The 18442-nt window shown below is 33.5% G+C and carries 20 protein-coding genes; 9 read left to right on the forward strand and 11 right to left on the reverse strand.

Annotated elements, in window-relative coordinates:
• Positions 1–24: 24 nt before the first annotated feature.
• Positions 25–1146, forward strand: coding sequence for a cysteine desulfurase family protein (locus tag OLM52_RS02070; protein WP_264549494.1), 1122 nt, complete (start codon positions 25–27; stop codon positions 1144–1146).
• A gap of 163 nt (positions 1147–1309) precedes the next feature.
• On the opposite strand, the gene OLM52_RS02075 is transcribed toward OLM52_RS02070, so the two are convergent.
• Positions 1310–1702 (reverse strand): SRPBCC family protein, encoded by a 393-nt coding sequence (locus OLM52_RS02075; RefSeq protein WP_264549495.1) that lies wholly within the window; start codon positions 1700–1702, stop codon positions 1310–1312.
• Positions 1703–1803: 101 nt separating this feature from the next.
• Entirely contained in the window at positions 1804–2451 is a 648-nt protein-coding gene (gene pyrE / locus OLM52_RS02080) for an orotate phosphoribosyltransferase (RefSeq protein ID WP_133606230.1), read from the reverse strand.
• A 7-nt stretch (positions 2452–2458) separates the two neighbouring features.
• Here pyrE and OLM52_RS02085 point away from each other — a divergent pair, with 7 nt between their 5' ends.
• Positions 2459–3058 carry an NUDIX hydrolase gene (locus OLM52_RS02085; protein WP_264549496.1) on the forward strand — a complete coding sequence of 200 codons (600 nt, stop codon included), beginning with the start codon at positions 2459–2461 and terminating at the stop codon, positions 3056–3058.
• Between the two features lie 20 nt (positions 3059–3078).
• On the opposite strand, the gene OLM52_RS02090 is transcribed toward OLM52_RS02085, so the two are convergent.
• Positions 3079–3732 carry a hypothetical protein gene (locus OLM52_RS02090; RefSeq protein WP_264549497.1) on the reverse strand — a complete coding sequence of 218 codons (654 nt, stop codon included), beginning with the start codon at positions 3730–3732 and terminating at the stop codon, positions 3079–3081.
• Between the two features lie 12 nt (positions 3733–3744).
• Positions 3745–5469, reverse strand: coding sequence for a M14 family zinc carboxypeptidase (locus OLM52_RS02095; protein ID WP_264550511.1), 1725 nt, complete (start codon positions 5467–5469; stop codon positions 3745–3747).
• A 95-nt stretch (positions 5470–5564) separates the two neighbouring features.
• Between OLM52_RS02095 and OLM52_RS02100 the strand changes: the two genes are divergently transcribed.
• Together OLM52_RS02100 and OLM52_RS02105 are read left to right on the forward strand one after the other, a co-directional pair.
• The gene (locus OLM52_RS02100; RefSeq protein WP_264549498.1) at positions 5565–6962 is read left to right on the forward strand and encodes a DEAD/DEAH box helicase; all 1398 of its coding nucleotides are present in this window, start codon (positions 5565–5567) and stop codon (positions 6960–6962) included.
• Positions 6963–7099: 137 nt separating this feature from the next.
• A complete protein-coding gene (locus OLM52_RS02105; protein ID WP_264549499.1) occupies positions 7100–7732 on the forward strand; it encodes a class I SAM-dependent methyltransferase in 633 nt (210 codons plus the stop codon).
• Positions 7733–7818: 86 nt separating this feature from the next.
• Here OLM52_RS02105 and OLM52_RS02110 read toward each other — a convergent pair whose 3' ends face one another.
• From OLM52_RS02110 to OLM52_RS02120, 3 genes are all read right to left on the reverse strand, one after another.
• Positions 7819–9357, reverse strand: a complete 1539-nt coding sequence (locus OLM52_RS02110) for a SulP family inorganic anion transporter (protein ID WP_264549500.1) — start codon at positions 9355–9357, stop codon at positions 7819–7821.
• Between the two features lie 63 nt (positions 9358–9420).
• On the reverse strand, positions 9421–9879 hold the full coding sequence (coaD, locus tag OLM52_RS02115) for a pantetheine-phosphate adenylyltransferase (protein ID WP_264549501.1): 459 nt from the start codon (positions 9877–9879) through the stop codon (positions 9421–9423).
• Positions 9880–9885: 6 nt separating this feature from the next.
• Complete coding sequence (locus OLM52_RS02120; protein WP_264549502.1) at positions 9886–10857, reverse strand: D-alanine--D-alanine ligase; 972 nt, start codon at positions 10855–10857, stop codon at positions 9886–9888.
• Between the two features lie 179 nt (positions 10858–11036).
• On the opposite strand from OLM52_RS02120, the gene OLM52_RS02125 reads away from it, so the two are divergent.
• Both OLM52_RS02125 and OLM52_RS02130 read left to right on the forward strand, forming a co-directional pair.
• Positions 11037–11690, forward strand: a complete 654-nt coding sequence (locus OLM52_RS02125) for a PASTA domain-containing protein (protein WP_264549503.1) — start codon at positions 11037–11039, stop codon at positions 11688–11690.
• A complete protein-coding gene (locus OLM52_RS02130; protein WP_264549504.1) occupies positions 11677–12714 on the forward strand; it encodes an RluA family pseudouridine synthase in 1038 nt (345 codons plus the stop codon). The genes OLM52_RS02125 and OLM52_RS02130 overlap by 14 nt, the downstream gene beginning before the upstream one ends.
• A 29-nt stretch (positions 12715–12743) precedes the next feature.
• Here the strand turns inward: OLM52_RS02130 and OLM52_RS02135 are convergent, their stop codons facing one another.
• Positions 12744–13118: a YchJ family protein gene (locus OLM52_RS02135; RefSeq protein ID WP_264549505.1), complete on the reverse strand. Its 375-nt coding sequence runs from the start codon at positions 13116–13118 to the stop codon at positions 12744–12746.
• 3 nt (positions 13119–13121) lie between these two features.
• On the reverse strand, positions 13122–13262 hold the full coding sequence (locus tag OLM52_RS02140; RefSeq protein WP_264369600.1) for a hypothetical protein: 141 nt from the start codon (positions 13260–13262) through the stop codon (positions 13122–13124).
• 108 nt (positions 13263–13370) lie between these two features.
• Here OLM52_RS02140 and OLM52_RS02145 point away from each other — a divergent pair, with 108 nt between their 5' ends.
• Entirely contained in the window at positions 13371–13889 is a 519-nt protein-coding gene (locus tag OLM52_RS02145) for a hypothetical protein (RefSeq protein ID WP_264549506.1), read from the forward strand.
• A 38-nt stretch (positions 13890–13927) separates the two neighbouring features.
• Here OLM52_RS02145 and OLM52_RS02150 read toward each other — a convergent pair whose 3' ends face one another.
• Complete coding sequence (locus OLM52_RS02150) at positions 13928–14491, reverse strand: DUF1543 domain-containing protein (RefSeq protein ID WP_264549507.1); 564 nt, start codon at positions 14489–14491, stop codon at positions 13928–13930.
• A 120-nt stretch (positions 14492–14611) separates the two neighbouring features.
• Here OLM52_RS02150 and OLM52_RS02155 point away from each other — a divergent pair, with 120 nt between their 5' ends.
• A complete protein-coding gene (locus OLM52_RS02155) occupies positions 14612–16798 on the forward strand; it encodes a glutamine synthetase III (protein ID WP_264549508.1) in 2187 nt (728 codons plus the stop codon).
• 55 nt (positions 16799–16853) lie between these two features.
• Here OLM52_RS02155 and OLM52_RS02160 read toward each other — a convergent pair whose 3' ends face one another.
• Positions 16854–17432, reverse strand: a complete 579-nt coding sequence (locus OLM52_RS02160; RefSeq protein ID WP_264549509.1) for a hypothetical protein — start codon at positions 17430–17432, stop codon at positions 16854–16856.
• Between the two features lie 110 nt (positions 17433–17542).
• Here OLM52_RS02160 and OLM52_RS02165 point away from each other — a divergent pair, with 110 nt between their 5' ends.
• Positions 17543–18424, forward strand: coding sequence for a winged helix-turn-helix domain-containing protein (locus OLM52_RS02165; RefSeq protein ID WP_264549510.1), 882 nt, complete (start codon positions 17543–17545; stop codon positions 18422–18424).
• Positions 18425–18442 lie beyond the last annotated feature (18 nt).

The raw sequence follows: 18442 nt of genomic DNA on the forward strand, positions 1-18442 counted from the left end.
TAAAATGATTTGTATCTTTGCCTTATGAGAAAAGTGTATTTAGATAACGCCGCAACCACGCCTATTCATCCAGAAGTTATTACTGCGATGTTGAGTGTACTTCAAAATGATTTCGGGAATCCATCTTCAACGCATAGTTTTGGGAGAAGTGCCAAGACTTTGTTAGAATCTTCACGAAAATCGATTGCTAAATTATTAAATGCACAAGCTTCCGAAATTATTTTCACATCAAGTGCCACCGAAGCTAGCAATTGGATTTTGACCAGTGCTGTTAAAGATTTGGGAATAAAACGCATTATCACCACTAAAATCGAACATCATGCTACGTTGCACACCCTCGTACATTTAGCAAAGGAATTCGGAATTCAAGTGGAATACATTGCTATTTTACCAAACGGAAACATCGATTACCAAGATTTGGCTTCGAAATTATTGTCAGATGTACCAACAATGGTTTCGCTTATACATGTAAATAACGAAATAGGAACGATTTTAGACATCAAACGCGTTTCAGACTTATGCAAGTATGCGAAAGCGCTTTTTCATTGTGATACGGTGCAATCTGTCGGAAAAATAAATTTAGATGTACAAGAGTTAGGAATTGACTTTTTAGTGGCTTCTGCGCATAAATTTCATGGTCCAAAAGGAATCGGGTTTGCGTATTTGAAAAAGAATTCCATGCTACAACCGATGATTTTTGGAGGAGAGCAAGAAAAGGGCATGCGTGCTGGGACCGAAGCTGTACATCAAGTCGTAGGAATGGCAAAAGCGTTAGAATTAGCTTATGAACATTTAGAAAAAGACACCAATTACATTTCCGATTTAAAAAATTATTGCTTTTCGGAATTAAAAAAAGTATTTCCTGAGGTGAAAATTAACGGAGAAAATACGTTTTATAACCTTTTGAATGTCCAATTGCCTTTATCGGAAGAAAAGACATCAATGTTGTTATTTACCCTAGATATGAAAGGAATTGCCGTTTCTCGCGGAAGTGCTTGCCAAAGCGGAAGCATTAAACCATCGCACGTTTTAGCCGAATTTTTATCACCAGAAGAAGCTAAAAAACCAAGTTTACGCATCTCATTCAGTCATTTTAATACCAAAGAAGACATTGATTTGTTGGTTGAAGCGTTAAAAACTGCATAAATAAAACTTCTGTCATGCTGAACTCGTTTCAGCATCTCAAAAATATAAGAAAAGATCCTGAAACAAGTTCAGGATGACAAGAATCAATATAAAAAAACACGAATTACCTAATTAACATTTCTGCTAATTCATGCAATTCGTGTTCAATAAATTATTCAGGAAATTACAATTTTCCCATATTTTGAGCCAATGTTTCAATGAATTTTGAAATTGGTCCTTTGATCATCATTGCCATCATTGGGTTGAAATCACCTTCAAAATCTAATTGTACTTCTGTGTTATCCGCATCGATTGCGTTTAAGTTTCCAGTTAAGGTAAAAGGCAACTTACTTGAAGCCGCTCCTAAAACGATTTGTGAATTTGGAGTGCCGCCTTTTTTCACCAATTTAATTTCTGGCATACCTTTTAATCCGAATTCAAAGCAATTTTCGTCAATTACTTCAAATTTAGCGATATTTTCAGGCATTAATTTCTCGAAATTTTTTACGTCGTTCAAAGCATTGAATAAATATTCAGCTGACTTTGGTACGTTTACTTTTGGACTTTCTAAGTTCATATTTTTTTGTTTAAAAGTTTATAAGGTTAAGAGTTTAAAAGGTTACAATAACAAGTTTAAAAGTTAGTTTTTACTTCCAACTCCCAACTTCCATTTCCCAACTAAACTTCCACGTTCCACTCTGCTGGATTTGCGTTCCAAGCACTTAATGTTTCTAATTCATTTTCTGAAACATATTGTTTGTCAACCGCTTTTTGTAATAAATTTTCGTAATTACTTAGTGTGAAAACATCCAAATTGGCTGCTTCAAATCGTTCTTTAGAAACGGGAAAACCATACGTAAAAATCGCTGCCATTCCTTTGATGTTTGCTCCTTCGTTTCGTAAAGCTTCAACTGCTAATAAACTGCTTCCTCCAGTTGAAATTAAATCTTCTACGACTACCACGTTTTGTCCTTTTTGCAAGAAACCTTCCACTTGATTTTGTCTTCCGTGTTTTTTTGGTTCTGGTCTAACGTATACAAAAGGCAGTCCCATTGCTTCAGCAACAAGTATACCAATGCCAATTGCGCCAGTTGCAACGCCTGCAATTACATCGGGTTTGCCAAATTTTTCTTCAATATGTTTGGCAAATTCATCGCGAATATAGTTTCTAACCGCTGGAAATGAAAGGATTATGCGGTTATCACAATAAATTGGTGACTTCCAGCCTGAAGCCCACGTAAAAGGATTTTTAGAATTTAATTTAATTGCGTTTATTTGTAAAAGCAATTCGGCTGTTTGTTGTGCTGTGTTGTTATTAAAAATCATATTGCAAATGTATAAAGTTTTTGTGAACGATAAGCCACTTTTTTTGACAAATGAAGTGCAAAAAGAAACTGATTTCAAACTTTTTTTATTGGAAAGTGTTGACATCAAGAAGTTGATTGTTAAAATTTTTCAGCATAAAATTCAGAAAGCGTTTCTATATCATCCCGATGAAAAGTTAATCATGAAAACACTTCGTGCCAAATTACCAGTTGAAAAAGCAGGTGGCGGATTGGTTTTTAATGCTAATGGCGATGTGCTTTTTATTTTTAGAAATGGCAAATGGGATTTACCAAAAGGCGGCACCGAAAAAAACGAAACCATTGAAGAAACCGCTATGCGAGAAGTAGAAGAGGAAACTGGCGTAACCGGATTAGCCATCACCGAGAAACTGCAAAGAACCTACCATATTTTCAAACGCAATGGTCGCTACAAACTAAAAATTACGCAATGGTTTGAAATGCGTACCAAATTTGAAGGCACACCACAAGGCCAAGCCGATGAAGGAATTGAACGTGTAGAATGGGTGAATCCAAAGGATATTAAGTTTTTATTAGAGAACTCGTACGAGAATATTAAGTTGTTGTTTGAGGCGGAGAAGGTTGTTTGAAAAATTAATTAAGTTTTTTATTATTCTTCTAAAACATAATATGTTTTAATTTCCTGTTTTATTGCTTCTTTTCTTTTTTTTCTATCTTTAATTAATGATCTGTCATCTACTAAAAAATAACCTGTTCCACTCGTATTTCTAACTATGAAAATGATAAGTCTTTTTTCTCCTTTTACTTTTTCAAAAGTAAATTCCCATATTTCATTGTTCTCGAATTCTAAGCATTTATAAAAATTAAACATATTTAATTTATCGTAGTTTGCAAATTTTATTTTTTCAATTCTGCAAGGAGTATTAATACTATCTTTATTGTAAAAAATAACGGTACTATCTGTGATTTCTATATATTCATAATTATAGTCATTGAATTTTAATTGTTTTAGTTTCCATTTTCCTTTCCATTTTTCTTTTTCAATTGCTTGATAGATTGGTAACAAAGAATCTACTTTTGTTCTTGCATATTTTTCATATTCAGTCATTGGTTCATTATCAAAGTTAAAGCTTGTTGCAAAATAAAAGGAATAAAGGGCATTTAATCCTTTAGATTTTGAAAGAAACTTATTACCTGAATTAATATATTCTAATTGATATGATTCTATGCTTTTTTCTTCTTTTTCTTGGGCAAAAAATGTGATTGAAAAAAATAATGTAAAAAATGTAATTTTTGATTTCATGATTTCATGTATTTAATTCACTCTATAAACCGGATACTGCAAATGTGCCTTTTCATAATAAGGTGATTGTCGATACACCCAATCCAATTGTGCTGCACCGTTTTCAGCGAAAGCTTTGTCGTTTTGTTTCTTTTGTTCTAATTCGGCTTTGATTTTTGGGTTTTTGTCTAAGAATTCTTTGGCTAAATCTTCAAAAACATAACTCGAAAAATATTCTTTTTGTTGTAAAATAGGATCAAAGAAGTTCCAATTGAAATAACTGTCCACTGCTTCTGGTTCTAAAGTTTCTACTAAATATTTCACACCAGGTTGATTCGTGTAAAACACATAATCGCCCATAAAAAATTTCACTTTTTGAGTCGATTTGGACACTTTCGTATTGTAATGTCCGTAATGTCCTTCGTATGGTGATTTTGAGGTTTGATAACTTTCAATTTTATAGGATTCTACTTCAATAATAGTGTCGTTTTGAAGACGATGCGCATTGATATTGTTCAATTTTAAAATATCCAACACTTGCCATTGCGATTGTGGAATGATATACGCTTTGGGGATACTCACGAATTTCGTAGGCTTATAATTGCCATAAAACGGAATTTTTTTGGTAAACGGTTTGCTTTTATCGTAAAACAATCGGTCTTTTCCTGAAATAGCACTTGGTTTATAATCGCCTTGATAGCCTTTAAAATCTATGTATGACACTTTTGTAGAGTCAATTGCCCAATCCAACGGGTATTGCATTCCAACTTGATATTCGTTCAATGCGTCTTTTCGCATTTGCTTGATTTTTTGCCAATTTGTATCTGCAAAAAGTATCGTGCTAACCATAAATTCATAGGTAACTTTCACACGTTCTTTATAAATTTTCAACATGTGCGTTTCAGGAACAAACCCTAACGTGTGGAACAATGTCGTGTAACCTGTGGCATATCTTGGTGTATCGGTAAATTGCTCAAAACCTTTATCAGGTGTGGTGCTGTGCACATTTACATACGGAACCACATCGATTTTCTTTTTGTTCATGTCTTTCACCACCGAAGGATATAATTCATTGATGAAATAATTCCCTAATTTGTTTCCCAAACGTTCATGTTGGGTCGCAATACAAGTAAACGTATATTGATAATCCGCGCCATTAGAAACGTGATTGTCTAAGAAAATATCGGGATTTAACTCGGTAAATAACTTTTGAAAACTTCTCGAATTTTTAGTATCTGATTTAATGAAATCGCGATTCAAATCATAATTTCGAGCATTTCCTCTAAAACCGTATTCCTCTGGACCGTTTTGATTGGCTCTTGAATGCGAATTTCGATTCAACATTCCGCCTACATTATACACTGGAATAGCTGCAATAAATGTGTTTTTAGCTGTTTTTATTTTTCCCATGGCTAAATCGCGCATCAACATCATCGTTGCATCAATTCCGTCAGGTTCGCCTGGATGAATTCCATTGTTGATTAAAATTACAGCTTTATTTTTAGTAAAATATTCGTCAAAATCAAACTTTCCATCGCTTGAAAAAAGCACTAAATGCAAAGGTTTTCCGCTATCGGATGTGCCTTTGTGAATCATTTGAATGTTCGTAAAACTTTCGTCTAATTTTTCATAAAACGCAATACATTCTTCATAGGTTGTAGATTGATTGCCATTGCCACGTTCAAATGGTGTGGTGAAATCGTTTTGAGCGAATATTGAAAAAGAGAAAAAAAGCAAACTTATATTTAAAAAACGCATAGCAGAATTGTATTTGATTTTCAAAAATAAAGAATCTTTTTGAGGTAGAATTTTATAATTCGTAATTTTTAAATAATTGGCTTTATCTTTGCCGCATGAGTCAAAATCCATATTCCAACAATGTACTATTGAATCTTGGTATTCAAAGTTTAAACAAAATGCAAGAAGCAGCACAGCGTGCTATTTTGAATGAAGATAACGTGTTATTACTTTCTCCAACAGGTTCAGGGAAAACATTAGCGTTTTTATTACCCATTTTTCAATTATTAGAAGAAGATGTAAAAGGTGTGCAGTGCTTAATTTTAGTGCCTTCGCGCGAATTAGGTTTGCAAATAGAACAAGTTTGGAAAAAAATGGGTACGCATTACAAAGTCAATACGTGTTATGGTGGCCATTCGATTGATATTGAAATCAATAATTTAAGTAATCCTCCAGCGTTGTTAATTGGAACACCCGGAAGAATTGCCGATCATTTAGACCGAGGAAGTTTTGCTACGGATAACATCAAAACCTATGTTTTAGATGAATTTGATAAATCGTTGCAATTGGGTTTTCATGAGGAAATGTCCTATATCATTGGAAAAATTACCAGAGCCAATAAACGTATTTTAGTTTCTGCGACTTCAGGTGTAGAAATTCCAAAATATACCAAAGTAATTGATCCGAAAGTAATTGATTTTATTCCGAACCAAAAACAGAACGATAATTTAGATGTTCGCATCGTTTTTTCGAAATCGAAGGATAAAATTGATTCGTTGTTTCAGTTGATTTGTTCTTTAAATTCAGAAGCAGCATTGATATTTTGCAACCATAGAGAAGCTGTGGAACGCATTCATGAAATGTTAACCCAAAAAGGCATTATTTCCACGTATTATCACGGCGGATTAGATCAAGACGAGCGTGAACGTGCTTTGATTCAATTTAGAAATGGAAGTGTTTCGTATTTAATTACGACCGATTTAGGGGCGAGAGGTTTGGATATTCCAGAAATGAAACACGTAATTCATTACCATTTACCCGCAAAAGAAGATGAATTCACCCATAGAAACGGAAGAACCGCACGTATGTTGGCAACTGGAACCGCTTATGTGCTAATTCACGAAACCGAAAAGAAAGCCGATTATTTTGATTATGGCAAACGTAGATTAGATGTTTCAGCAGCTAAATCATTACCAAAGGCACCTTTGTTTCAAACGCTTTACATCAGCGGAGGAAAGAAAAATAAGTTGAATAAAATTGACATTGTAGGTTTCTTTTCGCAAAAAGGAAAATTGGAAAAAGATGATATTGGATTAATTGAAGTCAAAGATTTTATTTCTTTTGTAGCGGTGAAATATCCCAAAGTAAAATTGTTATTGCAAAACATCAAAGATGAAAAAATGAAAGGGAAGAAATATAAAATTGAAGTGGCGAGAAAGGTGATTAAGAAAGAGGAGGAGGAGGAAGAAAACCATCCAAAATTTACGTCACGTAAAGAGAATAATAGAAAATAGTGCTTTATTTTAATTAAAAAAGTTATGAATTAGTTTTTTGTCATTCCGATGCAAGGAGGAATCACATAACGTAGATTGAATTATGAGATTTCTCCTTGCGTCGAAATGACAATGTATTGATGTAAATTCAGGATAAAATGAATCTAAATTGCCCATTATGTAATTCTCCTGCAACGCTTTTTTGCGAAAAACCAAGGCATTTGTTCTATAAATGCAATAATTGCGAAGGCATCTTTAGACCCAAACATACTTTTTTAACCGCTGAAGCTGAGAAAGAGCATTATGAAAAACACAATAATGATATTTTTGATGAACGCTATCAAGCGTTTGTTTTTCCTATTGTTAATGCTGTTTTACACGATTTTTCACCAGAAGCTAAAGGTCTGGATTTTGGTTCCGGAACGGGTCCGGTGATTGCTAAAATGTTGACAGATAAAGGCTTTCAAGTACAGAATTACGATTTGTTTTTCGCGGATGAACCATCACTTTTGAACCAAAAATACGATTATGTTTCCTGTTGCGAAGTAATGGAGCATTTTCATCATCCCTATCAAGAATTTGAACTACTGAAAAGCTTATTACTTCCGAAAGGTAAATTATATTGCAAAACTGAGGTTTATAGCAACCAAAAGCCTTTTGAAAATTGGTATTACAAAGATGATTTTACCCATGTTTTCATTTACCAACCCAAAACTTTAGAATGGATAAAAAACGAATTTCACTTTTCGAAATTAATTATCAAAGAAAAGTTGATTGTGTTTGAGAATTAGCGTTTTTGTCAAGCTGAACTCGTTTCAGCTTCTCAATGTTTTAGATCCTGAAACAAGTTCAGGATGACAAGGGAAGATAAAATATGTTACACTTTCTCAACTGCAACTGTATACGTTGGGTCTTCTAAAATATTGACATCAATTATTGCTTCGGCATTTTTTAGTAAATCAATACAATCAGGGCTTAAGTGTTTTAGATGTACTTTTTTACCCACTTTTGCATAGCGTTCGGTGATTTTATTTACGGCATCAATGGCACTCATATCTGAAATTCTACTTTCGGCAAAATCGATTATAATTTCGTTTGGATCGTTGTTTATATCAAATTTTTCAGCAAATGCTGTGGTTGAACCAAAGAAAAGAGGGCCAAATAATTCATAATGTTTTACGCCATTTTTATCGATGAATTTTCTAGCACGAATGCGTTTTGCACTTTCCCAAGCAAAAATCAAAGCCGAAATAATTACGCCAACCAAAACAGCTAAGGCTAAATTATGTAAGAAAATCGTAATCAAAGTAACAATTACCATCACTAAAATATCCGACTTTGGCATTTTGGTAAACGCTTTAAAACTTGCCCATTCAAAAGTTCCTATCGCAACCATAATCATCACGCCCGTTAAAGCCGCCATTGGAACCAATTCGATAATTGGTGCTCCGACTAAAATTATAAGTAAAATGGTTAAAGCCGCTACAATTCCAGATAAACGAGCGCGCGAACCTGCGGATAAATTCACTAACGTTTGCGCAATCATTGGACAACCACCCATTCCGTAGAAAAAACCATTGGCAATATTGGCGCCACCTTGTGCTAAACATTCACGGTTACTGTTTCCTTTGGTAGCTGTAATTTCATCTACTAAATTCAGCGTTAACAAGCCTTCGGTTAAACCAACAGCTGCCATAATAGCTCCATAAGGCAAAATAATCATGAAAGTTTCCCAAGTAAATGGAATTTCTGGAATATGAAAAGGAGGTAAGGAACCGCTAACAGAAGCAATATCAACTACTTGTTTGGTATCGATATTAAAGCCTACCACAACTGCAAATACCACAATAATAGCAACTAATGAAGCTGGAACCGTTTTGGTAATTTTTGGAAAAATAAGAATAATAGCAATGGTTAATGCCACTAAAGCACTCATTGTAAGCAAAGGCGAACCCGAAAGCCATTCTGAAGTTCCATTGGTAACTTGTTTGAATTGTTCAAATTGCGACATGAAAATAATAACCGCTAATCCATTTACGAATCCAAACATTACAGGATGTGGTACCAATCGAATGAATTTGCCTAACTTGAATAATCCTACAATAATTTGAATTACACCAGCCAAAGCTATAGCACCAAACACGTATTCTAATCCGTGCGATTGCATCAAGGCGATTAAAACAATTACCGTTGCACCAGCGCCTCCAGAAACTAATCCAGGACGACCGCCAAAAACAGCCGTGATTAATCCCATGATAAAAGCACCATATAATCCAACAAGAGGAGGAAAGCCAGCTAAAATCGCAAAGGATAAGGATTCAGGAATCATGGTCATAGCAACCGTTAAGCCTGCTAAGATTTCAATTTTGTAGTCTACCTTTTGTTTAAAATTGAATAGATTGAATACTTTCTGCATATAAATTTTGGCTTTGGTAATTTAAAGTGCAAAAGTAAACATTAATAAATAAAGCGAAAGATTTTACTTCTTGTCTATAACCGATTTTGGAACCAATTGCGTAATATCACCTCCATTCCGCAACACATCACGCACAATACTTGAGGATATAAAAGATGTTCGAGCTGCTGTTAATAAGAAAACCGTTTCAATTTTTGACATCATACGATTGGTGTGTGCAATGGCTTTTTCAAATTCAAAATCGGCCGGATTTCTTAAGCCTCTCAAAATGAATTCAGCATTTTCTTTTTTGCACAAATCAATGGTTAAACCTGAGTAAGTAATCACTCTAACTTTTGGTTCGTCTTTGAAAGCTTCTTCAATAAAGCGTTTGCGTTCTTCTAACGAAAACATATATTTTTTTTCGGCATTCACACCAATGGCTACAATGACTTCATCAAATAATGAAACGCCTCTTTTGATAATATCGTAATGACCGTTTGTGATTGGATCAAATGAACCTGGAAATATTGCTTTTTTCATGTTTTATTACTTTAAAGCCAATTCAATAGCGTTTTCAAATAATTCGGGTAACGAAATTCCAGCTTCACGAGCTTGTTGAGGTAAAATACTTTCAGTAGTTAAACCAGGAATCGTATTCATTTCTAACATGTGAGGTTCATTGTTAACAATAATGAATTCACTTCTCGAAAAACCTTTCATTTTCAATACTTCGTAGGCTCTTTTGGCAACCATTTCAATTTTTACTTTCAGTTCATCTGAAATTCTGGCTGGTGTAATCTCTTTTGATTTTCCTAAATATTTCGCCTCGTAATCAAAAAAGTCGTTTTCAGATACGATTTCGGTAATAGGTAAAACGGTAACCGTTCCTTTATAATTAATCACACCCACCGAAACTTCTGTTCCGTCCAAGAAACTTTCAATGATGATTTCGTCGTCTTCTTTGTAAGCATTTTCAATAGCTGGAAGAAATTCTGCCGCCGTTTTTACTTTTGAAATTCCGAAACTTGAACCTGATTTATTTGGTTTTACAAAACAAGGTAAGCTCACTTTCGCTAAAATAGTGTCTACGTTAATTTCGTCGCCTAAATTCAAATAGTACGATTCCGCCGTTTTGATTCCGTAAGGTTTTAAAACCGATAACATATCGCGTTTATTGAACGTTAACGCTGCTTGATAATAATCACACGAAGTTTGAGGTATATTCAATAGTTCAAAATAGGCTTGCATCAAACCGTCTTCGCCTGGTGTTCCGTGAATCGCATTAAAAACCACATCAAAATTGATTTTTGTTCCATTAACTGTTACTGAAAAATCGTTTTTATCAATTGGGAATTCGGCATCATTTTCATCTACGTACACCCACTTTTCCTTGAAAATATGAATACGATACGGATTAAATTTTGAACGATTAATGTTGTTAAACACTACATTTCCGCTAGTTAACGAAATTTTGTACTCGCTAGAGTAACCTCCCATGATAATGGCTACGTTTTTCATTGTAAATTTCAAATTGTTCTACACAAAATTACATTATTTATTGAGATTTTACGTTCTTTTATTCGTTTACCAAAGAAATATTTTTATAAAAATGCCGTTTTAAATGTGTGAAGAAATCAAAATGAATTGCATCGTTATTTCTTTTTGAATTTTATATCTTTGTCAAAATATCATTTTGTATGAGTTTATTTAAGTTTTTAACAAGCCGAACTTTTTTTATTCAAGCTTTTTTAGCAGTAGCTATTGTGGTGGTTTTTACTTTTTTAGTAATCCAGTTTTTAGATTTTAGAACCAATCATGGTCAGGAAATTAAAGTACCTGATTTATCTAAAATGAAATTGGAAATCGCAGAAGAGAAACTAAACGAACTGGATTTAGAAGTTTTTTTATTGGATACGGTAGAATTTAATGCCGATTTTCCTCCTTTTACCATTTTAGAACAAGATCCAAAAGCAGGAAGTTTGGTAAAAGACGGACGAAAAATCTATGTAAAATTAAATGCAGGTGAATTTACGGATATTACCATTCCAGAATTCAAAGACAAAACATTCCGACAAATTTCATCAACAATAAAATCATTAACCTTAAAAGAAGGAAAGATTACTTATAAACCGCATATTGCAAAAGATGTGGTGTTACAAATCTATCAAGACGGTAGAAGATTAAGAGCAGGAGATAAAGTGAAAAAGAATTCTACTTTAGATTTTGTTTTAGGTGATGGAAAAGAAGTGTTTGATGAAGAAACATTTAGCTCAGAAGAACCAGCAGATACATTGCCTCCAGTAGAAGAGGTGCAACCAGAAGAATTTAAAGAAGAAAATGACGGAATATAAGGTTGAAAACGAACTCGAAGACGAGTTATACGAACATCATCGTTTTGAAGCAAGTAAAGGACAATCGGCTTTGCGTGTGGATAAATTTTTGATGAACATGATTGAAAATACTACTCGAAATAAAATACAACAAGCAGCTGAAAATGGTTCTATTTTAGTAAATGATGTTGCGGTAAAATCCAATTATAAAGTAAAAGCGGGTGATGTTGTACGTTTAGTATTGGCACATCCTACATACGAGCAATTGCTAACACCTGAAAATATTCCATTGGATATTGTATATGAAGACGATCAATTGTTGGTGATTAATAAACCAGCAGGAATGGTTGTGCATCCAGGTCATGGAAATTATTCAGGAACTTTAGTAAACGCATTAGCGTATCATTTTGAGAATTTACCATTAAATAGTTCGGAACGACCAGGTTTGGTTCATAGAATTGATAAAGACACCACAGGATTACTTGTAGTTGCAAAGACAGAACATGCAATGGCTTATTTGTCGAAACAATTTGCTGAGAAAACTTCGGAACGAGAATATGTTGCTTTAGTTTGGGGAAATATCGAAGAAGACGAAGGAACTGTTGAAGGTAACATTGGACGACACGATACCAACCGAATGCGAATGGCAGTTCATGAAAGTGATGAAAAAGGAAAACCAGCAGTAACGCATTATAAAGTTTTAGAGCGATTTGGGTATGTAACCTTAGTTTCTTGTCAATTAGAAACAGGAAGAACACATCAAATTCGTGTGCACATGAAACACATTGGTCACACCCTTTTCAATGACGAGCGTTATGGAGGTAATTCCATTTTGAAAGGAACTACTTTTACAAAATACAAACAGTTTATTGATAATTGTTTCAAAACGTTGCCAAGACAAGCGCTTCATGCGAAAACATTGGGTTTTGAACATCCCATTACAAAAGAATTTTTACGTTTTGATACGCTAATTCCGCAAGATTTACAGGAATGTATCGAAAAATGGCGTGTGTATTCAAAAGCACAAACGTTTACAGAAGAATAAAAAAAAAGCGAAAATTATTTTTCGCTTTTTTAGTTATATTCACCATCTACATAAAACCAATTTCCATTTTCAAATTTAAAAGTAGAATGTTCATAATGAACTTGAGCCTTTAAATTTTCGTCTAAAAAATACGCTTTAAAAGTAACGGTCGTTTCAGTTGAAGTTAAAACTTCTAATTTTAACCATTTATTATTTTTCGACCAAGCTAAAATATCGGCTTTTTTATATAATTTTCGAGTTGAAAGGTGAGTAGTTGCTATCAAATAATCAGCAGCTGCAGTTGCATAAGCGCTATATCTCGAACGCATTAACGCTTCGGCAGTTGGTGCTTTTTTGATTCCTTTAATATAAGGTTCACAACAATCTTGAAAAGAAAGTGAATTTCCACAGTAGCAACCCGACATAAATTACGATTTAGATTCGTTGAATTTTCGTTGAATTTCTTTTAATTTTTCGGCACGAGCATTCTTTTTCGCTTTTTCTTTTGCTTGCTCTTTGTGCAATTTATCGTTGTGTGCTTTAATATTTTTTGGATTATTTCTTCCCATTTTACAAGCTTTTTTGAAGTTTCAAAGATACAAAAATATAATTGGATAATTTTTGGCACAACAATTGGTTATTGCATAAGTAAGTAAATAATTTAAAACTTAAAGATTATGAAAAAAATTACTTTATTGTTGGTTTTTATCGGGATGATAACACTACAAAGTTGTACAGTAAACGAGGTAAGAGATGAAAATGATAACGATACTATTAGTGAAGTTTTTGAATACTCAAATGTCGATTTAACTTCTGGAAACGGATACAATCAAATTTTAGATTTCCCTCATATTATTTATTCATCTGATATGGTTTTAGTATATCGATTAGTTGGTGGTGGAAGTGCTGGAGATGTTTGGAAATTATTGCCAGAAACCTACTATTTTGATGATGGAACTTTAGATTTTGGTTACGACAGTAATTTTACACAATATGATGCTCAAGTAAGTTTATTTGGATTTGATTTACCAGGATTGAGTAATGCAAATAAATTAGATCAAGTATTTAGAGTTGTAGTTATTCCTGCTTATTTTGCAAATAAATCAGCTGCTGGTAAATTAGATTTTAAAGACTATAATGCAGTAAAAGAACATTACAAATTAGATGCGGCTAAAGTAACTAAGGTAGAAATGTAATAATAACTAAAAGAGCTATCCATTCCGATAGCTCTTTTTTATACGGATATTTTATCTATCTTTAAATAACCTATGTGTTTTTCATCTTCTGAAATTGCATTGGTTTTTGTTATTTTCAACCGAAATTGCGATTTGAATTTATTCGAAAGGATATCTTCAATGTTGTGAATATCATCAACATCAATACCATATTTATCATCAATGTGTGATGTTGCACCTTTGAAACCGCAATGTTTATAGAAAGTAGTTTGTTTGGCTTTCTTGATTGCTTCGGCTTTCGTTTTGGCAACCACTAATACTTTATAATGGTATTCTTCAAATTCTCCTTCTTTGTAACCGCCTAAGTTCAGAAAGAATAATTGTTCTTCTTGTTCCAGTTTTTCATTATTTGAAACCACTTCAATAGCAAACCCATCCACAAAAGTCACTTTTTGCCACGCATCAATATGGATTCTTCCTTTTGCTTCGGGCCAAAACGCATTCATGTCTGGAACCAATTCTTTTAAACTCATTCCAATACCAAAAAAAATATCATGTTGTTCAGTAAATCGTCCTTTTGGAGTACATCCTAACATTATCATGTATAAATTTGTTGTTTTCATAGCGTAAATGTAATAAAAAATATTTTACCCCTAAAAAAATAGGGGTATGTGTGTGAATATTTAAAAAAGTCATATATTTGCATAACTTTTCAAGGGTATAACTTTTAACACACACAACTTATGTCAACATTTCGCTTTCAAGCTTTAAGAAAAGCAACAGACAGAAAACCAGTTCACGTAGAAGAATTGGACAGAAAATCAGTTATTTTTGGTAGTAATGTCTTCGGAGACAAAGCTATGCGACAATTTTTAACACCTGAAGCTTACAAAGCGGTTAAAGCAGCAGCAGATGGCGTAAAAATCGATAGAAAAATTGCCGATTATATTGCATTGGGAATGAAAGAGTGGGCATTATCAAAAGGAGTAACTCATTATACGCACTGGTTCCAACCATTAACAGGAACCACTGCGGAAAAGCACGATGCTTTCTTCGAAACTTTTCCTGACGGAAGTGATCCAGTTGAAAAATTTGGAGGAAGTCAATTGGTACAACAAGAACCAGATGCATCTTCTTTTCCAAATGGAGGAATCAGAAATACTTTTGAAGCAAGAGGTTATACTGCTTGGGATCCAACATCGCCAGCTTTTATCTTCGGAACTACATTATGTATTCCAACAGTTTTTGTATCCTACACAGGCGAAGCTTTAGATAATAAAACACCTTTATTAAGAGCTTTAAATGCAATTGATGCCGCTGCGATTGATGTAGCAAAATATTTCGACAAAAATGTAAAACGTGTAACACCAACTTTAGGTTGGGAGCAAGAATATTTCTTAGTTGACACCGCTTTAGCCAACTCAAGACCAGACTTATTAGCAACTGGAAGAACGTTGTTAGGTCACACTGCTGCAAAAGGGCAACAACTAGACGACCATTATTTTGGTTCGATTCCTACCCGAGTTTTAACCTATATGCGTGATTTAGAAAACGAATGTATGTTATTAGGAATTCCAGTTAAAACGCGTCATAACGAGGTTGCACCAAATCAGTTTGAGTTAGCACCAATCTTCGAAGAAACGAATTTAGCGGTGGATCACAATTCATTATTAATGGATGTGATGCAAAAAGTAGGAGAGCGTCACGATTTTAAAGTATTATTCCACGAAAAACCATTCAAAGGAGTAAATGGTTCAGGAAAACACAATAACTGGTCATTAGCAACAGATACTGGAATCAACTTATTAAGCCCAGGAAAAACGCCAATGAGCAACTTACAGTTCTTGACTTTCTTTATCAATACAATTAAAGCGGTTCATGATAACGAAGAACTATTGAGAGCGTCAATTGCTTCGGCAAGTAACGATCACCGTTTAGGAGCGAATGAAGCGCCACCAGCAATTATTTCGGTTTTCATCGGACAACAATTGACTAAAGTGTTAGCTGAATTAGAAGGCGTTTCTCAAGGTAAATTATCGCCAGAAGAAAAAACAGATTTAAAATTAAACGTAGTAGGAAAACTACCAGACGTTTTATTAGACAATACAGATAGAAACAGAACATCTCCATTTGCTTTCACAGGAAATAAATTTGAGTTCAGAGCAGTTGGTTCTTCTGCAAACTGTGCGGTTTCTATGACGACTTTAAATACGATTGTTGCCAAACAATTAAAAGATTTCAAAATTGAAGTAGATGCTTTAATTGAGAAAAAAGATTTAAAGAAAGACGAAGCCATTTTTAATGTATTGAGAGAATATATTAAAGGTACAAAAGCGATTTTATTTGAAGGCGACGGTTATAGCGAAGCTTGGGAAAAAGAAGCTAAAAAACGTGGTTTAAGCAATCACAAAACTACACCACAAGCGTTAAAAGCAAAAGTTTCTAAAAAAGCAATTGCGTTGTTTGGCGAAATGGGCGTAATGAATCATGTTGAGGTTGAATCACGTTACGAAATTGAATTGGAAGAATACGTGAAAAAAATCCAAATTGAAGGTCGTGTTTTAGGTGATATTGCACGCAATCATGTGGTTCCAACGGCTATTCGTTATCAAAATGTGTTGATTGAAAACGTAAAAGGTTTAAAAGAAATCTTTGGTAAAGATTTTGAGAAAATTGCAAAAGAGCAAATTTCGTTAATCAAAGAAATTTCAGAACACATCGAAGGCATCAACACGAAAGTGGAAAAAATGACCGAAGAACGTAAAAAAGCAAACGCTTTAACCAGTACAGAAAAAATGGCCGATGCATACTGTGATAAAGTAAAACCATACTTCGAAGAAATTCGTTACCACGCTGACAAATTAGAATTGTTAGTAGACGACGAGCTTTGGACATTAACAAAATACAGAGAATTGTTATTTACGAAGTAATTATAAATAGAAATCCCAATCGAAAGATTGGGATTTTTTTATTGAGTATTCCTCTTTAACAACCATCATTCTTGTTAAATTCGCGTTTAAAAAGCACTTTACTATTATGTTCAATATAGTCGCTCGATATAATTAAATAAGGATGATTATTTGAAAAACCAGCGCTTCGGCTTCTTACGATTATTTTGTCGTTAACTTTCAAGTTTTTAAATTTCTCAAAATCATTTGGAATAAATTGCATCATGTAATCTTCGCCATTAATCTTAACAACTAACCATTTTGGACTTGATGGGTTTGTGGTTGGAAATTGAAAAGTAACTGATGTTACAATGGCTTCCATTTCAGCAAAAGCATTTATTTCGTTTTTTATTTTCTCATAGCTAGCTTGTACTTTTTTGCCTTCGGGCGATTTTTTCCAATCATTAAATTTTATTCCATCTGGTGAAGCTTCCCATTTTTTTCGTTGATCCAACATAGATTTCTTTTCAGCACTAGATAAAGTTTTTTTAACAAGTTTCTTTTCTTTTTTAATTTCAGTCTTTGCTTTCGAGTTGTTTGCAAAAGTTGAAAAGCTAAATACAAGTCCACTTATCACAACCAGCGATAAGATTAGAACATAAATTGTTTTTTTCATAAAGTTTCATTTTTTTAAATTGATTACACGAATTTACATTCATAATTTTTTGTTAGAGCGATTGGGATTGTAAATAAAATTGTAAACTTTGTAAATAATTAATTGACACTATGAATAGTAGGCAAAATCTCCTTTCTGGGAAAACTAAATATGTAATTGCATTGTTATTACTAGTGTTAATTTCATTGGTTTTCTTTGTAAATACGAATAGCGATTTTGATCTTTCCAAAAGAGAAGTTTTACTGCGTAGAATAGGACATGAAATACTTTTACAATCTGGTGATAGCACATCGAGAGTTCTTCCAATAAAGAAGATAGCTGATAATGAATACCAAATTAGTTTTGAGAAAGAATTTACTTTTCAAACCGATTCTCTGGTGAATATTACCCAACGTTTGCTAGCTAAAGATTATCTTGTAAATGATTATGTAGTTAATGTGATTAATTGTGACAATTCTAGTGTAGCTTATGGATATGCTATTTCCAAAAACAAAAAAGATGATATTGTAGCATGTATTGGAAGAAAGCAACCCATTGCCTGTTATGTGATTACTATTAAATTTAAACCAATTGGAATATTTACAGCAAATTATAAATATTTTATAGGAGGTTTATTGTTTTTAATGTTAGTTGGATTTGTTTTTTGGAAATCGAAACATAAGAAAGAATTACCAAAAGATTTGTCTAACAAACAATTCACTTTTGGTTCAGTTTTGTTTGATGTACAAAAGCGTCAATTAGAAATTAATAAAAAAACAATTGATTTAACAGCAACCGAAACGCGTTTATTGCTCATTTTTGCCACATCGCCTAATGAAACAATAGAAAGAAGCCGACTTCAAAAAGAGATTTGGGAAGACGAAGGCGTTATTGTAGGACGCAGTTTAGACATGTTCATATCAAAACTCAGAAAAAAACTGGAGCTTGACCCCAATATTAATATTGTAGTTATTCGTGGAAAAGGGTATAAGCTTGAGGTTAATTTTTTATGATTGTAGGCACGGATTGGA

This window comes from Flavobacterium sp. N2820, from assembly GCF_025947285.1.
Classification (GTDB): domain Bacteria; phylum Bacteroidota; class Bacteroidia; order Flavobacteriales; family Flavobacteriaceae; genus Flavobacterium.